At 38.6% G+C, this 22,062-nt stretch carries 38 protein-coding genes; 3 read left to right on the plus strand and 35 right to left on the minus strand.

Going from position 1 to position 22,062, the window contains the following annotated elements; translation table 11 throughout:
• Positions 1-429 precede the first annotated feature (429 nt).
• From rplQ to rpsJ, 29 genes are all read right to left on the minus strand, one after another.
• Positions 430-786, minus strand: coding sequence for a 50S ribosomal protein L17 (gene rplQ / locus CYP77_RS03490; protein ID WP_002941584.1), 357 nt, complete (start codon positions 784-786; stop codon positions 430-432).
• Between the two features lie 11 nt (positions 787-797).
• Positions 798-1,814 carry a DNA-directed RNA polymerase subunit alpha gene (locus tag CYP77_RS03495; RefSeq protein WP_103567081.1) on the minus strand — a complete coding sequence of 339 codons (1,017 nt, stop codon included), beginning with the start codon at positions 1,812-1,814 and terminating at the stop codon, positions 798-800.
• A 14-nt stretch (positions 1,815-1,828) separates the two neighbouring features.
• The gene (gene rpsD / locus CYP77_RS03500; RefSeq protein WP_002941501.1) at positions 1,829-2,455 is read right to left on the minus strand and encodes a 30S ribosomal protein S4; all 627 of its coding nucleotides are present in this window, start codon (positions 2,453-2,455) and stop codon (positions 1,829-1,831) included.
• A gap of 25 nt (positions 2,456-2,480) precedes the next feature.
• Entirely contained in the window at positions 2,481-2,873 is a 393-nt protein-coding gene (rpsK, locus tag CYP77_RS03505; protein ID WP_002941551.1) for a 30S ribosomal protein S11, read from the minus strand.
• Between the two features lie 22 nt (positions 2,874-2,895).
• A complete protein-coding gene (rpsM, locus tag CYP77_RS03510) occupies positions 2,896-3,264 on the minus strand; it encodes a 30S ribosomal protein S13 (RefSeq protein WP_012140556.1) in 369 nt (122 codons plus the stop codon).
• Positions 3,265-3,267: 3 nt separating this feature from the next.
• A complete protein-coding gene (gene rpmJ / locus CYP77_RS03515) occupies positions 3,268-3,381 on the minus strand; it encodes a 50S ribosomal protein L36 (RefSeq protein WP_002941545.1) in 114 nt (37 codons plus the stop codon).
• Positions 3,382-3,570: 189 nt separating this feature from the next.
• The gene (infA, locus tag CYP77_RS03520; protein WP_002848031.1) at positions 3,571-3,789 is read right to left on the minus strand and encodes a translation initiation factor IF-1; all 219 of its coding nucleotides are present in this window, start codon (positions 3,787-3,789) and stop codon (positions 3,571-3,573) included.
• A gap of 33 nt (positions 3,790-3,822) precedes the next feature.
• Positions 3,823-4,581: a type I methionyl aminopeptidase gene (gene map, locus CYP77_RS03525; protein ID WP_103567080.1), complete on the minus strand. Its 759-nt coding sequence runs from the start codon at positions 4,579-4,581 to the stop codon at positions 3,823-3,825.
• Between the two features lies 1 nt (position 4,582).
• On the minus strand, positions 4,583-5,845 hold the full coding sequence (gene secY / locus CYP77_RS03530; protein WP_009295263.1) for a preprotein translocase subunit SecY: 1,263 nt from the start codon (positions 5,843-5,845) through the stop codon (positions 4,583-4,585).
• Positions 5,845-6,246, minus strand: coding sequence for a 50S ribosomal protein L15 (gene rplO, locus CYP77_RS03535; protein WP_103567079.1), 402 nt, complete (start codon positions 6,244-6,246; stop codon positions 5,845-5,847). Before rplO ends, secY begins: the two co-directional genes overlap by 1 nt.
• 15 nt (positions 6,247-6,261) lie before the next feature.
• Complete coding sequence (gene rpsE / locus CYP77_RS03540; RefSeq protein ID WP_002941646.1) at positions 6,262-6,705, minus strand: 30S ribosomal protein S5; 444 nt, start codon at positions 6,703-6,705, stop codon at positions 6,262-6,264.
• A 15-nt stretch (positions 6,706-6,720) separates the two neighbouring features.
• Positions 6,721-7,077, minus strand: coding sequence for a 50S ribosomal protein L18 (gene rplR / locus CYP77_RS03545; RefSeq protein WP_021091120.1), 357 nt, complete (start codon positions 7,075-7,077; stop codon positions 6,721-6,723).
• Positions 7,078-7,087: 10 nt separating this feature from the next.
• On the minus strand, positions 7,088-7,624 hold the full coding sequence (gene rplF, locus CYP77_RS03550) for a 50S ribosomal protein L6 (RefSeq protein ID WP_002941606.1): 537 nt from the start codon (positions 7,622-7,624) through the stop codon (positions 7,088-7,090).
• Positions 7,625-7,802: 178 nt separating this feature from the next.
• A complete protein-coding gene (rpsH, locus tag CYP77_RS03555; protein WP_035169968.1) occupies positions 7,803-8,198 on the minus strand; it encodes a 30S ribosomal protein S8 in 396 nt (131 codons plus the stop codon).
• Positions 8,199-8,207: 9 nt separating this feature from the next.
• Positions 8,208-8,393: a type Z 30S ribosomal protein S14 gene (locus tag CYP77_RS03560; RefSeq protein WP_002941532.1), complete on the minus strand. Its 186-nt coding sequence runs from the start codon at positions 8,391-8,393 to the stop codon at positions 8,208-8,210.
• Position 8,394: 1 nt separating this feature from the next.
• Complete coding sequence (gene rplE / locus CYP77_RS03565; protein WP_002941643.1) at positions 8,395-8,940, minus strand: 50S ribosomal protein L5; 546 nt, start codon at positions 8,938-8,940, stop codon at positions 8,395-8,397.
• Between the two features lie 5 nt (positions 8,941-8,945).
• On the minus strand, positions 8,946-9,182 hold the full coding sequence (gene rplX / locus CYP77_RS03570) for a 50S ribosomal protein L24 (RefSeq protein WP_103567078.1): 237 nt from the start codon (positions 9,180-9,182) through the stop codon (positions 8,946-8,948).
• Entirely contained in the window at positions 9,182-9,550 is a 369-nt protein-coding gene (gene rplN / locus CYP77_RS03575; RefSeq protein ID WP_002941516.1) for a 50S ribosomal protein L14, read from the minus strand. The genes rplX and rplN overlap by 1 nt, the downstream gene beginning before the upstream one ends.
• A complete protein-coding gene (rpsQ, locus tag CYP77_RS03580) occupies positions 9,550-9,801 on the minus strand; it encodes a 30S ribosomal protein S17 (RefSeq protein ID WP_002941511.1) in 252 nt (83 codons plus the stop codon). The genes rplN and rpsQ overlap by 1 nt, the downstream gene beginning before the upstream one ends.
• Before the next feature lies 1 nt (position 9,802).
• A complete protein-coding gene (gene rpmC, locus CYP77_RS03585) occupies positions 9,803-9,997 on the minus strand; it encodes a 50S ribosomal protein L29 (protein WP_002941625.1) in 195 nt (64 codons plus the stop codon).
• Positions 9,984-10,409: a 50S ribosomal protein L16 gene (gene rplP, locus CYP77_RS03590; RefSeq protein WP_103567077.1), complete on the minus strand. Its 426-nt coding sequence runs from the start codon at positions 10,407-10,409 to the stop codon at positions 9,984-9,986. Before rplP ends, rpmC begins: the two co-directional genes overlap by 14 nt.
• A 2-nt stretch (positions 10,410-10,411) precedes the next feature.
• A complete protein-coding gene (gene rpsC / locus CYP77_RS03595) occupies positions 10,412-11,110 on the minus strand; it encodes a 30S ribosomal protein S3 (protein ID WP_002941650.1) in 699 nt (232 codons plus the stop codon).
• Position 11,111: 1 nt separating this feature from the next.
• The gene (gene rplV, locus CYP77_RS03600; RefSeq protein WP_009295259.1) at positions 11,112-11,444 is read right to left on the minus strand and encodes a 50S ribosomal protein L22; all 333 of its coding nucleotides are present in this window, start codon (positions 11,442-11,444) and stop codon (positions 11,112-11,114) included.
• An 11-nt stretch (positions 11,445-11,455) separates the two neighbouring features.
• Positions 11,456-11,737: a 30S ribosomal protein S19 gene (gene rpsS, locus CYP77_RS03605; protein ID WP_002941639.1), complete on the minus strand. Its 282-nt coding sequence runs from the start codon at positions 11,735-11,737 to the stop codon at positions 11,456-11,458.
• Positions 11,738-11,739: 2 nt separating this feature from the next.
• On the minus strand, positions 11,740-12,573 hold the full coding sequence (gene rplB, locus CYP77_RS03610; protein WP_103567076.1) for a 50S ribosomal protein L2: 834 nt from the start codon (positions 12,571-12,573) through the stop codon (positions 11,740-11,742).
• A 1-nt stretch (position 12,574) separates the two neighbouring features.
• Positions 12,575-12,856 carry a 50S ribosomal protein L23 gene (locus tag CYP77_RS03615; RefSeq protein WP_002941535.1) on the minus strand — a complete coding sequence of 94 codons (282 nt, stop codon included), beginning with the start codon at positions 12,854-12,856 and terminating at the stop codon, positions 12,575-12,577.
• Position 12,857: 1 nt separating this feature from the next.
• The gene (gene rplD / locus CYP77_RS03620; protein WP_021089209.1) at positions 12,858-13,472 is read right to left on the minus strand and encodes a 50S ribosomal protein L4; all 615 of its coding nucleotides are present in this window, start codon (positions 13,470-13,472) and stop codon (positions 12,858-12,860) included.
• A complete protein-coding gene (rplC, locus tag CYP77_RS03625) occupies positions 13,469-14,047 on the minus strand; it encodes a 50S ribosomal protein L3 (RefSeq protein WP_002941563.1) in 579 nt (192 codons plus the stop codon). The genes rplD and rplC overlap by 4 nt, the downstream gene beginning before the upstream one ends.
• A gap of 20 nt (positions 14,048-14,067) precedes the next feature.
• Positions 14,068-14,376, minus strand: a complete 309-nt coding sequence (gene rpsJ / locus CYP77_RS03630; protein WP_009295257.1) for a 30S ribosomal protein S10 — start codon at positions 14,374-14,376, stop codon at positions 14,068-14,070.
• Between the two features lie 364 nt (positions 14,377-14,740).
• Between rpsJ and CYP77_RS03635 the strand changes: the two genes are divergently transcribed.
• The 3 genes from CYP77_RS03635 (at position 14,741) to CYP77_RS03645 (ending at position 17,324) form a co-directional block, all read left to right on the plus strand.
• Positions 14,741-15,835, plus strand: coding sequence for an ATP-binding protein (locus CYP77_RS03635; RefSeq protein WP_103567075.1), 1,095 nt, complete (start codon positions 14,741-14,743; stop codon positions 15,833-15,835).
• 80 nt (positions 15,836-15,915) lie between these two features.
• Positions 15,916-16,770, plus strand: a complete 855-nt coding sequence (locus CYP77_RS03640; RefSeq protein ID WP_103567074.1) for an S-adenosylmethionine tRNA ribosyltransferase — start codon at positions 15,916-15,918, stop codon at positions 16,768-16,770.
• Entirely contained in the window at positions 16,770-17,324 is a 555-nt protein-coding gene (locus CYP77_RS03645; protein ID WP_103567073.1) for a ribonuclease HII, read from the plus strand. Before CYP77_RS03640 ends, CYP77_RS03645 begins: the two co-directional genes overlap by 1 nt.
• On the opposite strand, the gene CYP77_RS03650 is transcribed toward CYP77_RS03645, so the two are convergent.
• From CYP77_RS03650 to CYP77_RS03675, 6 genes are all read right to left on the minus strand, one after another.
• Complete coding sequence (locus CYP77_RS03650) at positions 17,316-18,893, minus strand: DUF4153 domain-containing protein (protein WP_103567072.1); 1,578 nt, start codon at positions 18,891-18,893, stop codon at positions 17,316-17,318. The two genes, CYP77_RS03645 and CYP77_RS03650, sit on opposite strands and share 9 nt — an antisense overlap.
• Before the next feature lie 90 nt (positions 18,894-18,983).
• The gene (frr, locus tag CYP77_RS03655) at positions 18,984-19,541 is read right to left on the minus strand and encodes a ribosome recycling factor (RefSeq protein ID WP_103567071.1); all 558 of its coding nucleotides are present in this window, start codon (positions 19,539-19,541) and stop codon (positions 18,984-18,986) included.
• On the minus strand, positions 19,531-20,490 hold the full coding sequence (locus tag CYP77_RS03660) for a polysaccharide deacetylase family protein (protein WP_021092547.1): 960 nt from the start codon (positions 20,488-20,490) through the stop codon (positions 19,531-19,533). Before CYP77_RS03660 ends, frr begins: the two co-directional genes overlap by 11 nt.
• 2 nt (positions 20,491-20,492) lie before the next feature.
• Positions 20,493-20,822, minus strand: a complete 330-nt coding sequence (gene secG / locus CYP77_RS03665; RefSeq protein WP_021087232.1) for a preprotein translocase subunit SecG — start codon at positions 20,820-20,822, stop codon at positions 20,493-20,495.
• Between the two features lie 62 nt (positions 20,823-20,884).
• Complete coding sequence (locus tag CYP77_RS03670) at positions 20,885-21,268, minus strand: hypothetical protein (protein ID WP_021089275.1); 384 nt, start codon at positions 21,266-21,268, stop codon at positions 20,885-20,887.
• A complete protein-coding gene (locus CYP77_RS03675; protein WP_103567070.1) occupies positions 21,261-21,959 on the minus strand; it encodes a Bax inhibitor-1/YccA family protein in 699 nt (232 codons plus the stop codon). The genes CYP77_RS03670 and CYP77_RS03675 overlap by 8 nt, the downstream gene beginning before the upstream one ends.
• Positions 21,960-22,062 lie beyond the last annotated feature (103 nt).

Consider the following 22,062-nt stretch of genomic DNA (forward strand, 5'->3'; position numbering starts at 1 on the left):
ACATTAAATTTGATATTATGAGCGTCTAGCCAATTTTGTTTTAATACGTCTATATAAACTTTCACTAACCCAGTGCCAATTACCTGAATACTTTGAAAAGCTAAAAATTTATAATACTCTAACTTGTAAATTTGCTAGAAAACAGAATGGTGAAATTTAAAATTTATGAGATTATTTTTATAAATTTGAAATACATTAAATTTGATATTATGAATGTCTAGCCAATTTTTATATTTTAAAACCAATATATAAATTTACACTAGCACCAACCCATCACCCCCACTAGAACACCAAAAAACCAAATTTTGTATGAAAATTTGCTAGGAAATAGGATGGATAATTTTAAAAAGCTTTTAAAAAATGAAAATTGATAAAAACGTAAAAAGATAAATTTAGAAAGAAAAGAGAGCCAGATAGGCTCTCTGGGGATTATTCAGCTACTAGCTCTATATAAGCCATCTCTGCTGCGTCGCCTCTGCGAACGCGAGTTTTGATGATCCTTGTATAGCCACCGTTGCGCTCTTTAAACTTTGGAGCTACTTCAGTAACTAGCTTATTTGTAGTCTCTTTGTCTTGTAAAGAAGCAAATACTGCTCTGTGAGCGTTAGAGTCGCCCTTTCTAGCTCTTGTGATAAGCTTTTCAACATAGCTTCTAAGCTCTTTTGCTTTTGGTAAAGTTGTCTCTATCTTTTCGCTTTTGATTATAGCTATCGCTAAATTCTTAAGCAATGCAGATCTATGAGATGACGTTCTACCAAGTTTGCGATATCCGTGTTTATGTCTCATCTATTGTCCTTTTATTCTTTTGCACTCATTTGTGATTTTAGCTCGGTTATTTTCTTTCTGAGTTGCTCTTTGCTATCTTTTAACACATCGACACCAACTGGATAGCCTATCTCTTCCATAACCGCTTTTATCTCTTCAAGAGATTTTTTACCTAAATTTTTAAGCTCTTTAAGCTCGTTTTCGTCCATCAACGCAAGCTCACCGATAAATCTTATATCGGCCTTATCAAGGCAATTAAAGCTTCTAGCGCTTAAATTTAGATCTTCTACACTAGAAAGTAGCTTTGAGAACTCGCCGCTTGCGCTTGAGCTAGCAACTGGAGCGCTAACATCAATATCCAAAATTCCTTTAAATACTGACATTTGCTGATACATAGCTTCTAAACAATTTTTAAAAGCTTCTACTGGACCAACTTGACCATCTGTTGTAATCGTAAATACGATTTTCTCGTAGTCTGGGTCATCTTCAACCAAGACGTTTTGTATCTCATAAACTGCTTTTTTAACTGGTGTAAAGAAAGCGTCAAGTACGATAAAGTCGTCTTCGATCTCTTCTCTGATCTCTTCACTAGGAACATATCCGATACCTTTTTGGATGATAACTGAGAAATTTAGCTCAGCATCTTCGTTGATAGTCGCAAGATATGCGTCTGGATTAACGATCTCAACTAGATCGTTATTTAGATCAGCTCCAGTTATCTCTTTTGGTCCTTTAAAGCTATACTCTATAACTTCACGCTCACTGCTGCTTTTTAGTTTAAATCTGATCTTCTTCAAATTTATAATAAAAAACGCCACGTCTTCAAGCATGCCGCGCATACTATCAAATTCGTGGCTAACGCCTTTTATCTTTACACCAATAGGAGCAAAACCTACCGTACTTGTGTAAAGAAGGCGGCGAAGCGGGTGAGCCAAAGTAACAGCATAACCTGCTTCAAAAGGATATGCTGTAATGTTAGCTACATTTTCGCTAACACTTTTAACTTCTATTTCAGTTGGCATATAAGCTGATGTAGTAATCTTTCTCATCTTTATACCCTCTATTATTTTGAGTAAAGCTCTACTATAAATCTTTCCTCAACAGGAATGATAACCTCTTCTCTTTCTGGATTTCTAGTGAAAATTCCAAATTTTTTCTCTTTTTCCACATCTACCCATGCAACGATGCCAGTTTGAGCTGTAAGATCGATCGCACGAACGATTTGTGGATTGTTTTTAGATTTCTCAGCAACTTCTACTTTAGAGCCTGGCTCCACTCTGTAAGATGGGATATCCACTCTCTTGCCATTTACTAAAATATGTCCGTGAGTTACAAGCTGGCGAGCAAAACGACGAGTCGTTGCAAAGCCCATTCTGTAAACAACATTGTCTAATCTCTGCTCTAGTAGTTGAACCAAAAGAGCACCAGTGTTGCCCTCGCGGCGTGCTGCTTCTTGGAACAATCTTCTAAATTGTTTCTCTGAAACACCATACATAAATTTAGCTTTTTGCTTCTCACGAAGTTGTAAGCCATATTCGCTTATTTTTGCTCTTCTTTGTCCGTGTTGTCCTGGCGCATAAGGTCTTTTTTCCAAAGCACTTTTACCAGCAAGTCTTCTTTCGCCTTTTAACGCAAGAGACACACCAAGACGTCTTTCTAATTTTTCAACAGGTCCTGTATATCTAGCCATAATAATTTCTCCTAATTTTCTCTAATTATACGCGGCGGCGTTTTGGCGGTCTGCAACCATTGTGTGGTAAAGGTGTGATATCTTTGAAGAAAGTTACTTTTATACCCTCTACACCACCTACACTCTTAACAGCCGTTTCACGTCCGCTACCTGGACCTTGAACCTTGATGCCAACTTCTTTAATGCCGTGCTCTTTTGCTTTATTTAAAGCATCTTCTACGGCTTGTTGAGCTGCATAAGGAGTTGATTTTTTACTACCTTTAAAGCCTAAGCCACCTGCACTACTCCATGCAATAGCATTTCCCATCTCATCAGTTACAGTTACCATAGTATTGTTAAATGTTGCACTGATATAAACGATACCTTTGGCTATGCTTTTTCTAACTACTTTTTTCTTAACAATTTTTCTTTTCGCCATTTATTATCCTTTAACCCTTGCCTTACTTAGTAGCCGCGCCGACAGTTTTACGTCTGCCTTTTCTGGTTCTAGCATTAGTTTTAGTCTTTTGACCACGAACAGGAAGACCTTTTCTGTGGCGAAGACCTCTATAACTTCCAAGATCCATAAGAGCTTTGATATCCATAGCAACTTGTTTTCTCAAATCACCCTCAACGACGTGGTGCTCTTGAATTTCTTTACGAATAGCTGCTGCTTCGTCTTCGCTAAGCTCATAAACTCTCTTATCATAAGAAATCCCAGCTGCGTCAAGGATTTGACGAGATTTGTAAAGACCTATACCATAGATATAAGTCAAACCGTACTCTATTCTCTTTTTGTTTGGTAAATCTACACCTGCAATACGTGCCATGCCTTATCCTTGTCTTTGTTTATGTTTTGGATTTTCGCAGATAACACGAATTATGCCACTACGTTTGACAATTTTACATTTGTCACACATCTTCTTTACAGAAGGACGAACTTTCATTTTAGTCTCCTAAAAATTTATTCCACTTTTTTAGGGGCTGCATCAGGTCTAAAGAAATAATTTAAACCAACTATTTTCAAAATAAGTGGGGAACTTTGAAAATAATTCTTCATACAGCTTTTCGCAAAGCTTGGATTTTATCCAAAACCAGCTTTAAATTTACTTAGCATATTTGCCAAGAGCCTAAATTTACTTATATCTATAAGTGATCCTGCCCTTGTCTAGGCTATATGGCGTAAGTTCTACTTTTACGCGGTCGCCAGGCATTATCTTTATATAATGCATTCTCATCTTTCCGGCGATATGACATAAAATTATATGTTTGTTGTCGAGCTCAACTTTAAAAGTTGCATTTGGCAGTGCTTCAACAACATTTCCATCAATCTCAATGACATCGTCTTTTGCCACAAATTCTCCTTTCTTTAAATTTTTCTCTCAATTTCACGCTTGACTTAAAATTTCAGCCTTGCCATTAACTATCGCCATACAATGCTCATAATGGCTAGTTCTCAAACCATCTTTTGAGGTTACTTTCCAGTTATCGCTCCCCAAAACTGGCGTGCCATCTTTTTGGCAGATCATCGGCTCTATACAAAAAACCATTCCCTCTTTTATCTTTGGTCCAGCTTTTGGGTTGTTCCCTTCAATATAGTTTGGAATTTCTGGCTCTTCGTGTGGCCTTTTACCTATGCCATGGCCGCAATATCCGCGCAAAGGCACATAGCCTCTACCTAGTATAAATTTCTCAAGCTCGTAGCTAATCTCTTTAAAATGCATACCAGCTCTTATAAAATCAATCGCAAAATAAAGCGCGTCTTTTGAGCAAGCGATCAAATCCTCGTCATCTTTTGAAATTTTACCAACCCCAAAAGTCCTAGCCGAGTCACCAAAATAACCATCTAAATTTGAGCCAATATCAACACTAACGATATCGCCCTCTTTTAGTTTGTATTCGTTTGGAATTCCGTGGATCACCACTTCATTGACGCTTATGCAAGCTGCATTTGGAAAGCCGTAAAGCCCTTTAAAGGCAGGTTTTGCTCCAGCAGCTCTTATCATATCTTCGCAAATTTTATCTATCTCAAGAAGGGAAATTCCGGGTTTTATGATCGTAGAAACGTGATCAAGTGTTCGAGCGACGATCTTATTCGCCGCTCTCATTTTCTCTATCTCAGCTGGTCTTTTTAGCGTGATAGCCATTTTATAGACCTACTGCACTTAGAGTTTGATATTTGTTTGTATAAGACTGGGCTTCTATACGCCTCATCGTATCAAGTGCTACTGAAACCACGATAAGCACTGATGTACCACCAAAATAAAATGGTACGCCCATAGTCTTTACAAGTACCCAAGGTAGTGTTGAAATGATACCTAAGTATAAAGCTCCACCTAAAGTTAGCCTGCCAGCTACTTCATTTAGATAGCTAGCCGTACTCTCACCTGGTCTAACACCAGGGATAAACCCGCCTTGTTTTTTCAAATTTTCACTTATATCTTTTGTGTTAAAGACGATAGATGCGTAGAAAAACGCAAAGAAGATAATAAATAAAAATGTTAAAACATTAAACATATAGCCATTTGGACTTAAAAAGTCGTTGATAGCCTGTATTACTGGATTTGTGCTAGCCTGCAAAATAGTGCTTGGAAACATCAAAATCGCACTAGCAAATATCGGTGGGATAACGCCACTTAAATTTACTTTGATCGGTATATAGTTCATTATACGCTTGTTTTGATTTTCCATTATCACTTTTCTTGAGTAAGAAATAGGGATACGTCTTTCGCCCATCTCGACAAAGATAATAGCACCAATGGTCGCTAGAATAATCACCAAAATAGCGATAACTGTTAGGAAATTCATCTCAGAAGTATTTACCAAATTAACAGTTCCACCGATCGCACTAGGTATGCCAGAGACGATGCCCGCAAAGATGATAAGACTTATACCATTGCCTATACCGCGCTGCGTGATCTGCTCGCCTATCCACATAAGTAGCATAGTGCCAGTTAGCATAGATACAGCAGAGATCGCGATAAATAAATTCATATCTATCATGATAGCTTGCTCGCCGCCACGACCGCTTAAGCTTTGAAGTCCGATAGAAACGCCGATTGATTGTACAAGAGTGATAACGATGGTTGCATAACGTATGATTTGCATATATTTTTGCATACCGTCGCGCTCTTTTTTCATCTGACCTAACTTTGGAAATGTCGCTGCTAGAAGCTCCATGATGATCGAAGCTGTGATGTAAGGCATGATGCCTAGAGATATGATACTTAAACGCTCAGCGGCTTTACCACTAAACATATTAAATAGACCCAAGGCGTTGCTATTGTTTGAATTGAAAAATTCTTTAATTACGTCGACATTAACACCAGGAACTGGCACATAAGCCAGTATCCTGTATGCGAACAAAAATGCCAACGTGATTAAAATCTTGTTGGTCAGTGTTTTATCCATTATTTTGTTCCGCTAACGCTAACGTTCTCGTCTTTGATCTTTGAAGCAAGAGCTTTTGCGCTTGCACCGATTAGTTTTATCTTAGTAACGCTCTTTGAAATTTTATGAACGCTAGCTATTGTTGCTATTGAAATTTCAGCAAGCTCTTTTATAGCTGCGATCTTTTCAACATTGATAACATAAGGTTTTTCAAATTTAGAAGCAAAGCCTACTTTTGGAAGACGTCTTTGAAGTGGTTGTTGTCCGCCCTCAAAACCTCTTTTTTCATTATAGCCTTTTCTTGCTCTTTGACCTTTGTTGCCTTTGCCAGCAGTTTTGCCATTGCCACTGCCTTGACCACGACCTATTCTTTTAGTTGAATGAGTTGAACCTGCAGCAGGTGTTAATTTTTCTAATGCCATCTTAACTCCTTTCTCTTAGCTTTTTAGCAAACTAAGTGCTTTTATAGTAGCACGAACGACGTTTGCTGAGTTGTTTGAGCCAAGTGATTTAGTAAGGATATCCTTAATACCTGCAAGCTCGATAATAGGACGTGCACTACCACCAGCGATAACACCAGTACCCTCGCTAGCTGGGCGAAGTAGCATTCTACTTGCGTTATATTTTACCTCTACATCGTGAGGGATAGTTGTGCCTTTAATCTTAACGTGGATAATATTTTTAAATGCGTCGTCAATCGCTTTTCTCATCGCATCTGGCACCTCTTTAGCTTTGCCATATCCAAAGCCAACTAGGCCATTTCTATTACCAACAACAACTAAAGCTGTAAATCTAAATCTACGACCACCTTTAACAACCTTTGTAACCCGACCGATATCGACGATTACTTCTTCAAATTCTTCTCTATTATATTTTTCCATCGATTTTCCTTTGGGTTATAGCTTGATGCCATTTTCTCTTAAAGCTTCAGCAAATGCTGCAATAACACCATGGTATAAATAACCATTTCTATCAAAAACTGCAACATCTATCTTCTTAGCTTTTAAAGCCTTAGCAAATTCTTTAGCTAAAGTGACCGCACCTTCTTTGTTTGCTTTTATGCCTATTTTTCTACCATCAACTGCAGCTAGTGTAGTAGCTGTAACGTCGTCAATCGCTTGAACATAAAGAGTCCTGTTTGATTTGAAAATAGAAACTCTTGGGCAAGTTGCAACACCAGAAATTTTACCTCTGATTCTTCTTTTTCTCTTAATTCTAAGAGCGATTTTTCTTTTTAGTACTTTTGCTGTCATTTACCGCCCCTTACTTCTTAGATGTCTTGCCCGCTTTGCGGATGATACGTTCTTCTAGATATTTAACGCCTTTGCCTTTATATGGCTCAGGTGGTCTAAATCCTCTAACTTGAGCAGCCACTTGACCTACTACTTGTTTGTCGTCACCTTTGATAGTAATAACGTTTTTATCAACGCTAGCTTCAACGCCTGCTGGTAACTCATAGTTGATAAGGTGTGAAAAACCAAGAGAAAGCTCTAAAATTTTACCTTTTGCAGCTGCTTTGTAACCAACGCCGTTGATCTCAAGCTGGCGAGTAAAGCCATGAGTGATACCAGTTACGATGTTGTTAGCAAGTGCTCTATATGTTCCCCAGTAAGCTCTGCTTTGGCGATCTTCGCCCTTTGGAGCAAAAACTATATGACCATTTTCTATCTTGACATCAACGTGACCTTTTGTGTCAAGCTCTTTTAAGTGATTGCCCTTTTTAAATTTTAGGACATTATTTTCAACGCTAACGTCTACACCACTTGGGATAGCGATAGGCTGTTTTCCAATACGTGACATTTTTTTCCTTTACTTGTCTAGGGTGTTCCTACATTTACGAATAAACACCACAATGCCGTAAATTTGATCGTCAAATTTGACGAAACCTGACTAAATTTAGCCTTGGCGAAATATAAAATTTCACCTAGCTAAAGTTAAATTTCTAAATTTAAAACAACGCCGAAACGTTGCTTTACTATTACCAAACGGTGCAAAGAACCTCGCCGCCAACGCCAGCTTTACTTGCCTCAATACCGCTCATAACGCCTTTGCTTGTGCTAACGATAACTGTTCCGTAACCATTTTTAAAGCGCTTAATGTCGTCTTTGCCTTGATAAACACGGCGACCAGGTTTTGAAACCCTTTTAAGCTCGTTTATAACGCTTCTGCCGTACTCATCATACTTTAAAACTACATTTATAAATTTCTTGTTACCTTCTTCGATAACGTTGTAGCTCTCGATATAGCCTTTTGCTGCAAGGATAGAAAGAGTAGCCTCAACAACCTTAGAATGAAGCAATTTAGCAGTCTCAAGTCTTCTCATACTTGCATTTCTAATGCGTGTTAATCCATCTGATATTAAATCGTTCAACATTTCTCTTCCTTACCAACTTGCTTTTTTAAGACCAGGTATTAGGCCTTCGTTAGCCATTTTTCTTAGGCAAACACGGCAAATTCCAAAATCTTTATAAACAGAGTGCGGACGACCGCAAATTTGGCATCTAGTATAGCCACGAACCGCAAATTTTGGCTTGCGTGCAGCTTTTGCTATCATTGATTTCTTTGCCATTTTACTTTCCTTTTGCAAACGGCACACCAAATAGCTCTAGCAATTTGAATGCCTCTTTATCATTTTTAGCCGTAGTAGCAATCGTAATATTCATACCATGAGTTCGTAAAATTTTATCATACTCAACCTCTGGAAACATTAGCTGCTCGCTAAGACCAAAGTTATAGTTTCCACGTCCGTCAAAGCCATTTTTTGGAAGACCACGGAAGTCTTTAACTCTTGGAAGAGCAACGCTTATTAGCTTATCTAAGAAAGCATACATTTGCTCTTTTCTCAAAGTTACTTTGATACCAACAGGGAAGCCTTCGCGAACTTTAAAGCCAGCAACTGATTTTTTAGCATCAGTGATAACCGCTTTTTGTCCAGCGATAAGTGAAATGGTATCAGCCATATTTTGAAGCACTTTCTGATCTTTCGCAGAGTCTCCAGCACCTACACTGATCACGATTTTCTCGAGCGCAGGGATAAGCATTGGATTTTTGATGTCAAATTCTTTTACGAGAGCTGGTTTGATAGTTTCGTTAAATTTATCTTTTAATCTACTCATATCTCTTATCCTTCAACTTTCGCGACGTTTGATATATCAATTGGCATCTCTTTATTTACGTGACCACCATTTGGAGTTTTTTCGCTTGGTTTGATAGCTTTTTTAGCTATTTTGCATCCCTCAACTATAACCTGACCTTTTTTTGCAATAACTGCTAAAATTTTACCAGTTTTGCCTTTATCGTCACCAGCGATGATCTTTACAGTATCGCCTTTTTTGACTTTAAATTTTACATTAGCCATTATAAAACCTCCGGAGCTAGCGAAACAATCTTCATAAAGTTAGCATATCTAACTTCACGTCCAACTGGTCCAAAAATACGAGTGCCGACTGGCTCTTTTTTGCTATCAAGTATAACAGCTGCGTTCTCGTCGAAGCGGATTAGCGAACCATTATCTCTTTGAACCTCTCTTTTAGTTCTTACAACAACAGCTTTTACAACCTGTCCTTTTTTGATCTTACCATTTGGAAGAGCTTTTTTAACAGAGCAAACTATAATATCGCCAAGTGTAGCGTATCTTCTTTTGCTGCCGCCAAGAACTTTTATACACATTAACTCTTTTGCGCCGCTGTTATCAGCAACTGCAAGTCTTGTAAAACTTTGAATCATTACTCAACTCCCTTTGCCAATACAGCTTTTAAGCGAAAATTCTTGCGAGCTGAAAGTGGTCTGCACTCAACTGCAACAACTGTATCGCCTGCTCTTGTCTCATTTTTCTCATCATGAACTAAATACTTCTTAAAGCGTTTTACAAATTTATGGTATCTTGGGTGCATAACGCGTCTTTCTACCAAAATAGTAGCTGTTTTATCTCCAGCTTTTTGTAAAACAACACCTTGAATTTCTCTTTTTAATGCCATTTTACGCCCCTTGTCTTGTTGCACTAATTGCAGTGTTGATCTGAGCTATCTCTTTGCGAACAGCACTAATCTCATTAGGGTTGCTTAACTGCATAGTTTTTAGCTTTTGTCTCAATGTAAATAAAAGCACCTTTTTCTCTTTTAGCAACGCGTTTAATTCTGCAACGCTCTTATCTTTTAACTCAGTATATTTCATTTTCACTCTCTCGCGTTACAAATTTTGATTTGAAAGGAAGTTTGTGTAGAGCCAAAGTTAAAGCTTCACGAGCTAACTCTTCGTCAACACCAGCCATTTCAAATATTATACGACCAGGTTTAATGTTCATAACCCACTCTTCAACTCCAGCCTTACCTTTACCCATACGAGTTTGTAGAGGTTTTTTAGTAAGTGGCTTATCAGGAAAAACCCTAATCCAAATTTTAGCCTGTCTCTTTACGTGACGAGTTAGAGCTTGACGAGCAGCTTCTATTTGGCGTGAATTTACTCTACCAGCCTCAATAGCTTTAAGTGCAAATTCGCCAGTTGCTAAAGATGCTCCGCGAGTCGCATAACCACGGTTGCGACCTTTCATTTGCTTACGAAATTTCGTTCTTTTAGGCATCAACATAATTATTTACCTCTTCTTGCTCTACGTGTTTTCTTAGGTGCTTCTTCTTCAGTTTTCTCAGGTTGAACACCTTTTTGAAGAACCTCACCTTTAAAAATCCATACTTTAATACCTATGTTTCCATAAGTTGTATGAGCCTCAGCTACACCGTAATCTATCTTTGCTCTAAGAGTATGAAGCGGAACGCGACCTTCTAGATACCACTCGGTTCTTGCCATCTCAGCGCCACCTAAACGACCAGCAACTGAAATTTTGATACCTTTAGCGCCTGATTTTTGAGCACCTTGGATAACTTTTTTCATAGCACGTCTAAATGCGACACGCTTTTCAAGTTGCATAGCTACGTTTTCAGCAGCAAGTTGAGCTGAAGCTTGAGCTTTTCTTTCTTCTTTAATATTTACATTTACTTCTTTACCGATAAGTTTGCTAACTTCGTTCTTTAGGTTTTCAACATCTTGACCTTTTTTGCCGATGATGATACCAGGACGGGCTGCAACTACGGTTACACGAAGTTTTTTAGCCGTTCTTTCTATTAGAATTTGGCTAATTCCTGCATAGTAAAGTTTTTTCTTTAAAAATGCACGAATTTTGTAATCTTCGCCGATATTTTCAGGAAGACTTTGTTTGGTTGGAAACCATCTAGATTCCCAGTTGCGGTTAATTCCTAGTCTAAGACCTATTGGATTTACTTTTTGTCCCATATTATGCTTCCTTCTTTTCAGGTTTAGATACTTCTACCATTACATGAGAAGTAGGTTTGCGAATTTTGCTCGCTGTTCCTCTTGCTCTTGGTCTAAATCTCTTTAATACAGGACCAGCATCAACGCGGCAACTAGTTACTACAACCTCTTCTGGCTCAAATCCGCCATTTGCTACTGCTGAGCTAATAGCGTTTGCTATAAATTTAGCACCACGATTTGGCATAAACTGCAAGCTTGCAAGTGCTAGCTCGGCATTCATACCTTGAACTTCTCTTGCTATAAGTCTTGCTTTTGTAGGAGAAAGTCTTACGAATTTTATAATTGCTTTACTCATATCATCTCCCCTTACTTGCCGATTTTCTTTTGCACTGAGCCTTTATGACCCTTAAATGTGCGTGTTGGAGCAAATTCGCCAAGTTTATAGCCTATATGATTTTCTGTAACATATACAGGAATAAAGCTCTTGCCATTGTGAACGTTAAATGTTAGTCCAATCATTTCAGGTACAATCGTGCTACGTCTTGACCAAGTCTTGATTGGTTTGTTATCGTTTGCATTTTTTGCGGCAATAACTTTTTTCATTACATGATCATCTACGAAAGGACCTTTTTTGAGTGATCTTGCCATCTCTATTTTCCTTTCCTTCTTGAAATTATAAGCTTATCGCTAGCTTTTTTACGGCGAGTCTTAGCACCTTTGGTTGGTTTACCCCATGGAGTAACTGGATGACGGCCTGAATTTTTCTTACCTTCACCACCACCGTGTGGGTGATCAACTGGGTTCATAGCAGAACCACGTGTTTGTGGGCGGATACCGCGGTAGCGATTACGTCCAGCTTTACCTATAGTGATGTTAGCCCAGTCTTCGTTGCCAACTACACCGATACTTGCCATACACTCAGCTAGTACTTGTCTCATCTCACCACTTGGCATTCTTAAGATAACATACTTCTCTTCTTTACCCATTAGCTGAGCATAACCGCCAGCTGAACGAGCTATCTGAGCACCTTTGCCAGGTTTTAGCTCTACGTTATGAACGATAGTACCAACTGGGATAAATCTTAATTTCATAGCGTTGCCTGGTTTAATATCTAGTGAGCCCTCATCGATAGATGCGATAACGTCGCCAACATTTAGGCCATTTGGTCTAATGATATAGCGTTTTTCGCCATCTTTGTAAGCTATAAGAGCGATACGGCAGTTTCTGTTTGGATCGTACTCGATCGCTTCAACTTTACCTTCTATACCAAATTTGCGACGTTTAAAGTCGATTATACGATAAAGTTTTTTTGCACCTGCTTCTTTATGTCTTGAAGTTATACGACCATTGTTATTTCTACCACCAGATGCAGGTAGTTTAACAAGCAAGCTTCTAACGCTTGGTTTAGCTGTTATATCTTCAGAGCTTAGTCCAGTCATATATCTACGACTAGGTGTATATGGTTTATATGATTTTATAGCCATCTTACGCCTCCGTATTTTCTAGGCTTACGCCTTCAGGTAACTTAACGTAGAATTTCTTTATCTCGTCACGTTGGCCTGCTCTTCCTCTAAAACGCTTAACCTTGCCGCTAATTCTAAGTGAATTTACGCGAACAGGCGTTACTCCAAAATACTCTTGTAAAACTGCTTTTAAGCTGTTTTTTGTAACTCTTGGTGAAGTTTGGATAACAACAACGCCTTGTTCTTGAAGGCCTAGAGTTTTTTCTGTATAAATAATTGTTTTGATATCAGTTATATCCGCCATTTTAGCCCTCTTTTGTTATAGTTTTTAGTGCAGCTTTTTCAATGATAACCGAACTAAATGTAGAGACAAGATAAGCATTTACCTCATTTGCATCTACTACATAGCAGTTTGCTAAATTTCTAAAAGCAAGTAGTGTTTTATCGTCTAGTAAATCTTTAACGATAAGCGCATCTTTTACTTTTAAATTTTTGATGATATTAGCTGCATCTTTTGTCTTTCCAGACTCGATTGAGATGCTATCTACTGCGAAAATTTTACCATCTTGTGCTTTTGCTGCTAAAGCGTACTCAAGAGCTAGTCTTTTTTGTTTTTTATTGACTTTTTGAAAATAGTTTTTCTCGTTTGTTGGACCAAATGCAACTGCACCGCCTACCCAAACGTTAGTTCTAGTTGAACCTGCTCTTGCACCACCACGTCCTTTTTGTCTCCATGGTTTTTTACCACCGCCGCTTACAAAAGCACGGCTTTTAGTATGAGCCGTATTTGCTCTTATACCAGCAAGGTAAGATTTTACATAAAGATATAGGTTGTGCGGATTTACTTCAGCGTAGCTTGCAGGAAGCTCTAACTCGCCTGAATTTTCAAATTTATCGTTTAATACGTGAATTTTACTCATTTTACAATCCTTATTTTACCCATTGCACCATTGTGACCAGGAACGCAACCTTTTACAACTACGATGCCATTTTGAGCGTCAAAGCTTATTAGCTCGTTTTTAACAGTAACTTTCTCATTGCCCATGTGTCCTGCCATTTTCATACCTGGTTGAACACGACCTGGCCATTCGCAGTTACCGATTGAACCGTGGCGTCTGTGGAAACGTGAGCCGTGGCTTTTTGGACCACCACCGAAACCATGTCTTTTTACCACACCTTGGTAGCCTCTACCTTTTGAGTTAAAGCTAACTTTTAAAATTTTAGCCTCATTTAATGGTGTAAAGTCTAGGTTTCCAACTTCGCTATTAGCTACTTCAAGCGTAGCAAATTTGTTAAATTCTGCAGTCAGATTGTATTTCTTTTGCTGACCAGCGATAGCTTTGTTATTTGCTTTAGTGTGGGCATACGCTACGATAGCACGTTTGTTTTCGTCGATCTCACATACTTTAGCCTCAACTAGCTTAAGTAGTGTAACTGGCGTACTCTTCGTGGCAATCGTTCTACTCATGCCTATTTTTTCTACAATATATTCCATACTCTTATCCTTTTGTCCGCTTACTTCATCGCACGAACTTCGACATTAACTTCTGGAGCTAGGTCGAGTTTTGTTAGGCTATCTACAGTTTCTGGAGTAGCAGCTACGATGTCAAGCATACGAGCGTGTATTCTCATCTCAAACTGCTCACGTGAGTCTTTGTTGATGTGTGGAGATTTTAAGACTGTATAGCGTTTGATCTTTGTAGGCATTGGTACCGGGCCACGAACGTCGGCACCTGTTCGTTTGACAGCTTCTACGATTGCTGCAACAGTGCGGTCTAGAACTCTATGGTCGTAAGCTTTTAGCTTTAACCTGATTCTTTCCATGTGTTTTCCTTTAAAAAGAACTTGTCGCAAACTCGCGACCTCTTTACATCAAAATAACTCGCATAGGATCAAGCGATCGTACGAGCAAGACATAGGTCTTTCGTAAAGAGACTGCGATTTTACAAAAAAGCTATTATAGTTGTCAAGAAAAACGCTATTTTTTGTTGAATTTTGATTAATTATTTCCTTTTGATAAGGAAAGTATCTTGCAAATGGAGAATTTATTTTTCAAAAATTTTATAAATTTATAGACTAAATTTTTATTTTTTATTTCTAAATTTTGTTCATTTTTTAAAATTTAAAACAATATTTTCCTTTTTAAAAGGAAGTGGCTATAATTTCAAAAAGCTAAAAAAGGTCAAATTTGAAAAGTTTAGAGACGCTCTATCAAGCACCCATTAAAAATGCAAAATTTATCCCAAGAAAATATGAGATCATCTCGCCAAAGACGCTTATAATAGGCGCTATTTCAAGTGGCAAAACAGCCCTTGTTTATGAGTTTTTGAGCCATTACAAGAGCGAGGAGAGACTTTATATAAATTTAGACGATCTAAGGATAGATAGAGTCTCGCTTTTAGTAAATTTAAAGGAGTTTTTAGAAAAAAATAGCCAGATAAAGGCGCTCGCAGTTGAAAATTTACAAGGCGCTGATCTTGTAAATTTAGACTTTCTAAAGGACGCTGCACTTGAAAATATCATCCTTACAAGCAAGGAATTTTCACTATCGCTTGATGGCTTTGCACGCATAAATTTAAACTATCTTGACTACGAGGAATTTATACTATTTTTTAAGAAAAATTTAGACCAAGACCTACTTTTTAGCTACTTTTTAGCCCATGGCAACGAGATAGCAAGCGCCTTTTTGGACTCCAGCGAGGTCACAGCTCACTTGCAGCAGCTCTTAAGAGCAAATTTAAACGAGCAAAGCATCGCCATCTTAAAAGAGTGCGCAACAAAGTGCCACGACACAGTGAGTGCCTTCGCCATCTACAAAAATCTAAAAGAGCAGATGAAAATTTCAAAAGATAGCGTTTATGGTGCGATCGCATGGCTAAATGAGAGCGGATATGTTGAGTTTGTGCCAAATTTAGATGAGAGCAGCACGAGTAAGAAAATTTACTTTACAAATTTCGCACTTCGCAACGCTTTATACCTAAAAAAGGACTTTTTGGCTGTCTTTGCAAATGTCGTTTTTTGTGAGCTACTTAAATTTAAAGATGAAATTTACTATACAAAAGAGATTGATTTTTTCCTTACTAAAAGGAAGCTTGCGATCATATGCGTCCCTTTTTCTGCGCCTGAGATCATCTTTTTGAAATTTAAAAAACTCCACGTGAGCCTAAAAGAGCTGGGCGTTAGTAAGCTTCAAATAATAAGCGTCGCAAACCAAGCCGAGCTAAGCGTGGAAGGGATAAAATGCGAGATATTGCCATTTTCTAGGTGGAGCCTAGGTTTATAAATTTAAACTCTTTGTTTGATTATCATTTTAAAAGCCTAGAGATAAAATAGTTATAATCAAAAAAACTATAAAGGACGGACATGAGAGCATTTTTTGGGATCTTATTCATCGCTGTAAGCCTTTTTGGCTACGAGATAAACCACGAAAACTGGGCTAAATTCTACAAATTTACAGGCAACGCAAACGGGGTTGAATTTGAAGTTTATCTAAACTATTTCAAAGATGAATTTGAAAATTTCAAACAAACCAAGAGCTTTAAAGTCCCGCCTAAGATAAGCGGTCACATCTTTTTTGACGGCGCTAAATATGACTATGAAAAGGGCTCTTTAGAGCAAAATGGCAGTGAAATTTCTTCATTAAATGCGGTCTCAGACAAGATAAATTTAGACGTTAAAAACGAAAATGGCGAGCTAAAAGGCAAGATAATCGTCAAAAACAAAGCCTACAACGCCACCGTAAAAGAAGAAGAAGAGTATGAGATCCTAAATATCGGCATCCAAATGACCGAGTCAAACGGCACAAGATATGAAGCCATCACTAACGACATCTTCGCTAAAGACTCAGCCAAAAAGTATAAAAACAAGCTTCTTGCAGAGTTTTACGACCTAAAAAGCGAGCGCAAAAAATGGCCAAACAACCAGTATGAGAGCCTAAAAGAGATCTACTACATCAACGACAAGATAAAGAGCGTTTGCACCTACAAAAACGAAAAAACAAACTGCGAGGTGATCTCGCTTGCAACAAACAAAAAGCTAAAGCTAAAGCAAATTTTTAAAGATATAAACGATAGCCATCTAAAAGCGATCCTTGCAAATGCTGGCGTGAGCGACAACTTCGTGCTTTCGCCGCTTGGACTTACATTTTTAAACGAGGAGCAAATCAGCGTCCCACTTGAGGAGCTAAGACCTTACTTTAGTGATGAAGTCGGGCTGTAATGGCTAAAATTTGCGGTATCGACGAGGCTGGACGTGGGGCGTTAGCTGGACCACTAAGCGTGGCTGCTTGCGTGCTAAATAGTGAAATTCCTGGCCTAAACGACTCCAAAAAACTAACCGCAAAAAAGCGCGAGAAGCTCTTTAAAGAGATCACAAAAAGCTCAAATTTCCTCATCGCCTACTTCTCAAATGCCCAGATAGACGAGCTTGGACTAAGTGAGTGCCTAAGGCGAGCACTCAAGCTTTTTAAGGCGCATTTTGAGGGCTTTGAGATCATTTACGATGGAAATTTAGACTACGGCGTGGGTATAACCACGATGATAAAGGCTGACGGCAAGGTAGCTGGGGTAAGTGCAGCCAGCATCCTAGCAAAAGTAAGCCGTGATCGCTTGATGAACGGCTGGGATAAATTTTATCCAGCATACGGCTTTGCAGGGCACAAGGGCTATGGCACGAAGTCGCACATAGATGCCATAGCTAAATTTGGCTACTCAGACTTTCACAGAAAAAGCTTTGTCATAAAGCCAAAACTCACGCAGGGCTCGCTATTTTAGCTGCGCATCCTCCATATAAAAAAGCACGCTTGCGTCGTAAAATTTATAAACTCCGTTTTTTTGCACGATTTCCATAAAGCGCAGAACAAAGACCCTTTTGCCTACTTTAAGGATCAAAAGCTGCTCTTTTAGCCGCTCAAATATCTCAGCGCCAAAGTCGCCGTCTGGCTTTAAATTTAAACTCGCAAGCGCTTTTTCTAGGTGCTTTTGCATATTTATACTAACTCTTTCATTATCTAGCTGTATAACAAGATCATCGCCATTTTTGCTGCTTGAGACTACGCTTTTTATGGTCGCCTCTTTGACGTTTATACCGATGTTACCTGAGTTAATGCTAAATATCTGCCACTTTTTCTCCGAGATACTCTCTAAATTTGATATAAATTTTTTATTTTCTAGCGCAAATTTATCGCCGTTTTCTACGAGATAGTCAAATTTATCTTGCAAAAAGTAGAGCTTCTCTTCGCCTATCTTGCTCACATCGCCACTTAGCGAGCCACTACTATCAAGTAAATTGAGCGACCTTAGCTCTCTTAGCAAAAGCTCTTTTTGAGAATTTATGGTAAGCAGCTTCGTATCAAGGACAAAATGGGTGAAAAATATGCCAAATACCATCAAAAATGCTAGAAATTTATAAGGGAAATCCCTAAAAAATATCATCACAAAATAGCTCAAATTTGCAAATATCACGCAGGCGATGAGATATATCCTAGGCTCGCTTAGGCCGTATTCACCGACCCTGTGCATGACGCCCCACCAAAGCAAAACGCTAGGCAAGATGACAAAAAGTGGCAAGAGCCTGAAAATTTGATCATAAATTTGGCTTTTGATAAGTAAATTTAGCCCTCTTAAAACAAAGTCAGCGATCAAGCAGGCAAGCACGATGTAGGCCACTCCGCCACGGGGCAGCTCAAGGATCGCGAGCCTATAAATGCAGTATAAATTTAAAAGCGCCACATAGATGATGAGCACGGGATTTAGGATGAAATTTATGGCGATCTTGATGAAATTTAAGAGTCTGTACTCGCTAAATTTGCTCTCAAAAAAGAGAAATAGACATGGCAGACCAAAAGAGACCAGCGTCAAGTAGAGCCTCTGCGTCCTGTGGCTGGTTGAGAGCTCCAGCCCAAATAGGTAGTTAAGCCCCGCACAAACAGCAAAAATGCCAAGAAAAAAAAGGTGAAAAAGGGCAAATGAGATGAGTAAATTTAATAGTCTTGCCAGGCTCTGGCTTATAAATTTCTCATTATCTTTGGCGAAATTTAGAGAGAATAAAAGCACAAAAGCCATGAGATAAAGTGCGACAAGATCGCTGGCATGACCGCTTAGCTTAAGGCCAAAAAAGTAAAGTGTTGCGCCAAATATCAAAAAATATAAAGGGAGTAAAATTTGCCTTTTATTTAGATAGATAGCGACCAAAAGCAGTGGCTCAAGCAGCCAAAAACCTCTGTAATCCTCAATGATCTGACTTGAACTAAGAAAGATGGTAGGCAAACTAAACGCCAAAATGGTAAGAAACAAAATTTTTTTATCAGCAAATGCAGCTTTTAGCTCGGTGATGATATACAAGGTCGTCCTTTAAAGGATGAAATTTAGCCACTTTACATGGCTAAAATGGGGGTTTAGAAATTTGCAAAGGGGCAAATTTCTAAATGAAATTTATACTTTTAAAAGCTCAGCTTCTTTCTCTTTTACGAGAGTGTCGATCTTTGCGGTGTAGGTGTCAGTTATCTTTTGAACCTCGTCTTGACCTTTTTTGCTCTCGTCTTCGGTTATAGCCTTGTCTTTTTCAAGCTTTTTGACCTCGTCGTTTGCGTCTTTTCTCACGTTTCTTATACTAACTTTTGCCTTTTCGCCCATAGCTTTTGCGTGTTTTGCATTTTCTTGGCGTTGCTCGACAGTCATCGGTGGGAAAAATAGCTTAACGCTCTCGCCGTCGCTGTTTGGATTGATGCCGATATTTGCAGCTTGGATGGCTGATGAGATCGCTTTTATCATGCTCTTTTCCCAAGGTGTGATAGCGATAGTCGAAGCGTCGCTCGTAAGCACAGTGGCTACTTGATTAAGCGGAGTTGGCGAGCCATAATAATCAACCATGACGTTATCTAGGATATTGATATTTACCTTGCCAGTTCTAAGCGTTGTAAAATCGCGTTTTAAAGAAGCGATCGCCTTTTCGCAACCCTCTTTTTGGGTATCGTAAATTTTATTTAGCATTGGTGTCCTTTATTAGAAGTTTTGTGCTTCTGTGATGATCTACTTTTAGCGACATTAACACTTTGCGTTTATCAAGCGGTGGGTTAAATTTACACTCAAAAACGCCATTTGTCATAGGTACTTTTCTAAAGCCATCAAAGCCAGTCATGAAAAAACTGCCCTCACTTGCGTTAGTGTCGGTCTTGATGATGAGCTTGTCGATCGCATTGTTTTGCGGATAGCCCTCTGGAAATATCCACTGAGCATTTAAAAATTTACTATTAAAAGTTAGCGCTATCTTTGTACCATTCATCACTGGCGTTCTGTAAAGATCATAAACGTCGCTTTTATCTGAAACTGCACCTGAGTTTTGATTTAAAAGTGCTAAAAAGCCAAATTCTTTTGCCAAAGAGACGACCCTACTATCGATCTCACCGTAAGGCACTGCGAAGTATTTAGGCTTATAACCCATATGCTTTTCAAAGGTCTCAACGCCCTTTACAAAGTCCTCTCTTAAGGCCTCATCGCTAAGTTTAGTCATCCTTGGATGAGCGTATGAGTGATAGCCGATCTCTCCGTAAGCTTCTAGCTCTTTGATCTGATCAAAGTCTAAATAATCACCATATTTGTTCGCGCTTGCCTCTACATAGACCATCAAAGCAAATGGGTAGTTATACTCTTTAAAAAGCTCAAGAGCGTTATTGTAAAAGCTTTTGTATCCATCATCAACGGTGATAACGATCCAGTTATCAGGGATCGGTTCGCCAGCATTTACCGCATCGACAAGCCTTGATAGCTTGACAACTTCATAGCCGTTATTTTTAAAGTATTCAAACTGCTCTCTTAAATTTTGGATAGAAATATCTGTGCTAACGTGCCTTGGATCGTCAAAGCGGTGATAAACTAGGATGTGAGCGTCTGCCAAAGCAAACGTTAGCGTCAAAAGTGACGCTAAAAACGTTTTTATCATTGTTATTTTACTGGATTTTGTGGTGCGCTAGGAGCTGCTGGCACGTCGTTTGATTTTGGTATGACTAGAGATTTGCTATCGACACTATCAACGATAGAGCGTTTTAGATCTTTGTTGTAAAAATATCCGAGTGCAAGTGTGTTTAGGATAAACAAAACGCCTACCACAAAGGTAAATTTAGCTAAAAACCCAGCTGGTCCTTTTGCTCCAAAAAGGCTCTCGTTGCTTCCACTGTATGCTCCAAGACCGATAGATGAGCTCTTTTGGAGTAAAACTGCGATCGTGATAACGACAGCTAGAACAAATTGCAAGATTAAAAATATTAAACTCACGAAATTTCCTTTAAATTTTTTAAATAGTTTGCGATTATACAAGAAAAGATTTAAATTTTTAGTTAAAGTTCTTTTTCAAGCTCATAAAGCTCGTATCTTATGCTTTTAAAAAGCTCGGCTCGCTCTAAATTTACAAGCTTAAAGCACTCTTCAAGCACGCGAGCGCTCTCCTGGGCACGCTTGAAATTTGCAGTGATGATCTCGTCTAAATTTGATCTTTCTTGCTCGCTTTTTGTGCTGGTTTTTAAGACATCATTTTGTGAATTTCTAAATTTTAAAAATTCTTTTTGTGGGATCTTTGCCTTGTGGCGGAGGGACTTTATCTTATAGGCGAGCTTAGCATCGTCAAAGACATATCTTTTTATATCTTCAACGACGCGAAGCCCTTCTTTTAGCCTATTTAGATTCGCATCTATCACTCGGTAGATGCGCTCGTCATTAGTCATTTCTATTAAAAATGCCTAAAATTTGTAGTAATGATGTAAATAAATTTACAAAATCAAGATACAAAGCAACTGCACCCTCAACTGGTGTCTCGTAGTTGCCACGGATGATATTTTGTGTATCAAAAAGTATGTAAGCACTAAATAAGATCGATGAAATACTTGCGATTACTAGTTGAAACATCGTGCTTTTAACGAAAATGTTGATGATCGCTGCCACAACGATAACTATCAAAGTTATAAATAGCATCTTGCCCATCGTTGTAAAGTCGCGTTTTGTATTCATCGCAAAGACGCTTAGAGCACCAAATGCAACTGTCGTCAAGCCAAACGCTTGAGCTACGATGCTAGCGCCACTTGGCATAGCAAGGATCGCTGAAAGTAGCGGAGTTAGCGTAAGACCGCTTACAAATGTAAATGCAAAAAGAAGCACTAAATTTAATCCCTCTTTGCGTTTAGCCGCCATTAGTCCAAAAAGTAGAACAAACTCAAGTATCACAAGTCCCCAAAACAAAAATCTATTTGCCGCAAAAACGCCAGCGATACTAATGCCTACATAAGCGCCAGCAGTAGCTGAAAGTAGTGATGCTGCAAAAAGTTGATAAGTCTGTTTTATAAAAGTGCTTAGTGAGCTTTGAGAATACGCAAGCTCCTCTTGATTTTGCTTAGCGTAGTTTCTATCATACAAACTCATTTTTTCTCCTTATGAATTTTTGCGGTGAGTTTAGCCTAAAATAATTAAACAATATATAAAAAGAAGTTTAATAAAAAATATTAGTTTAAAGTTCGTTTTAGAG

Origin of the sequence: Campylobacter concisus, assembly GCF_002913865.1 — a bacterium.
Taxonomy (GTDB): domain Bacteria; phylum Campylobacterota; class Campylobacteria; order Campylobacterales; family Campylobacteraceae; genus Campylobacter_A; species Campylobacter_A concisus_AM.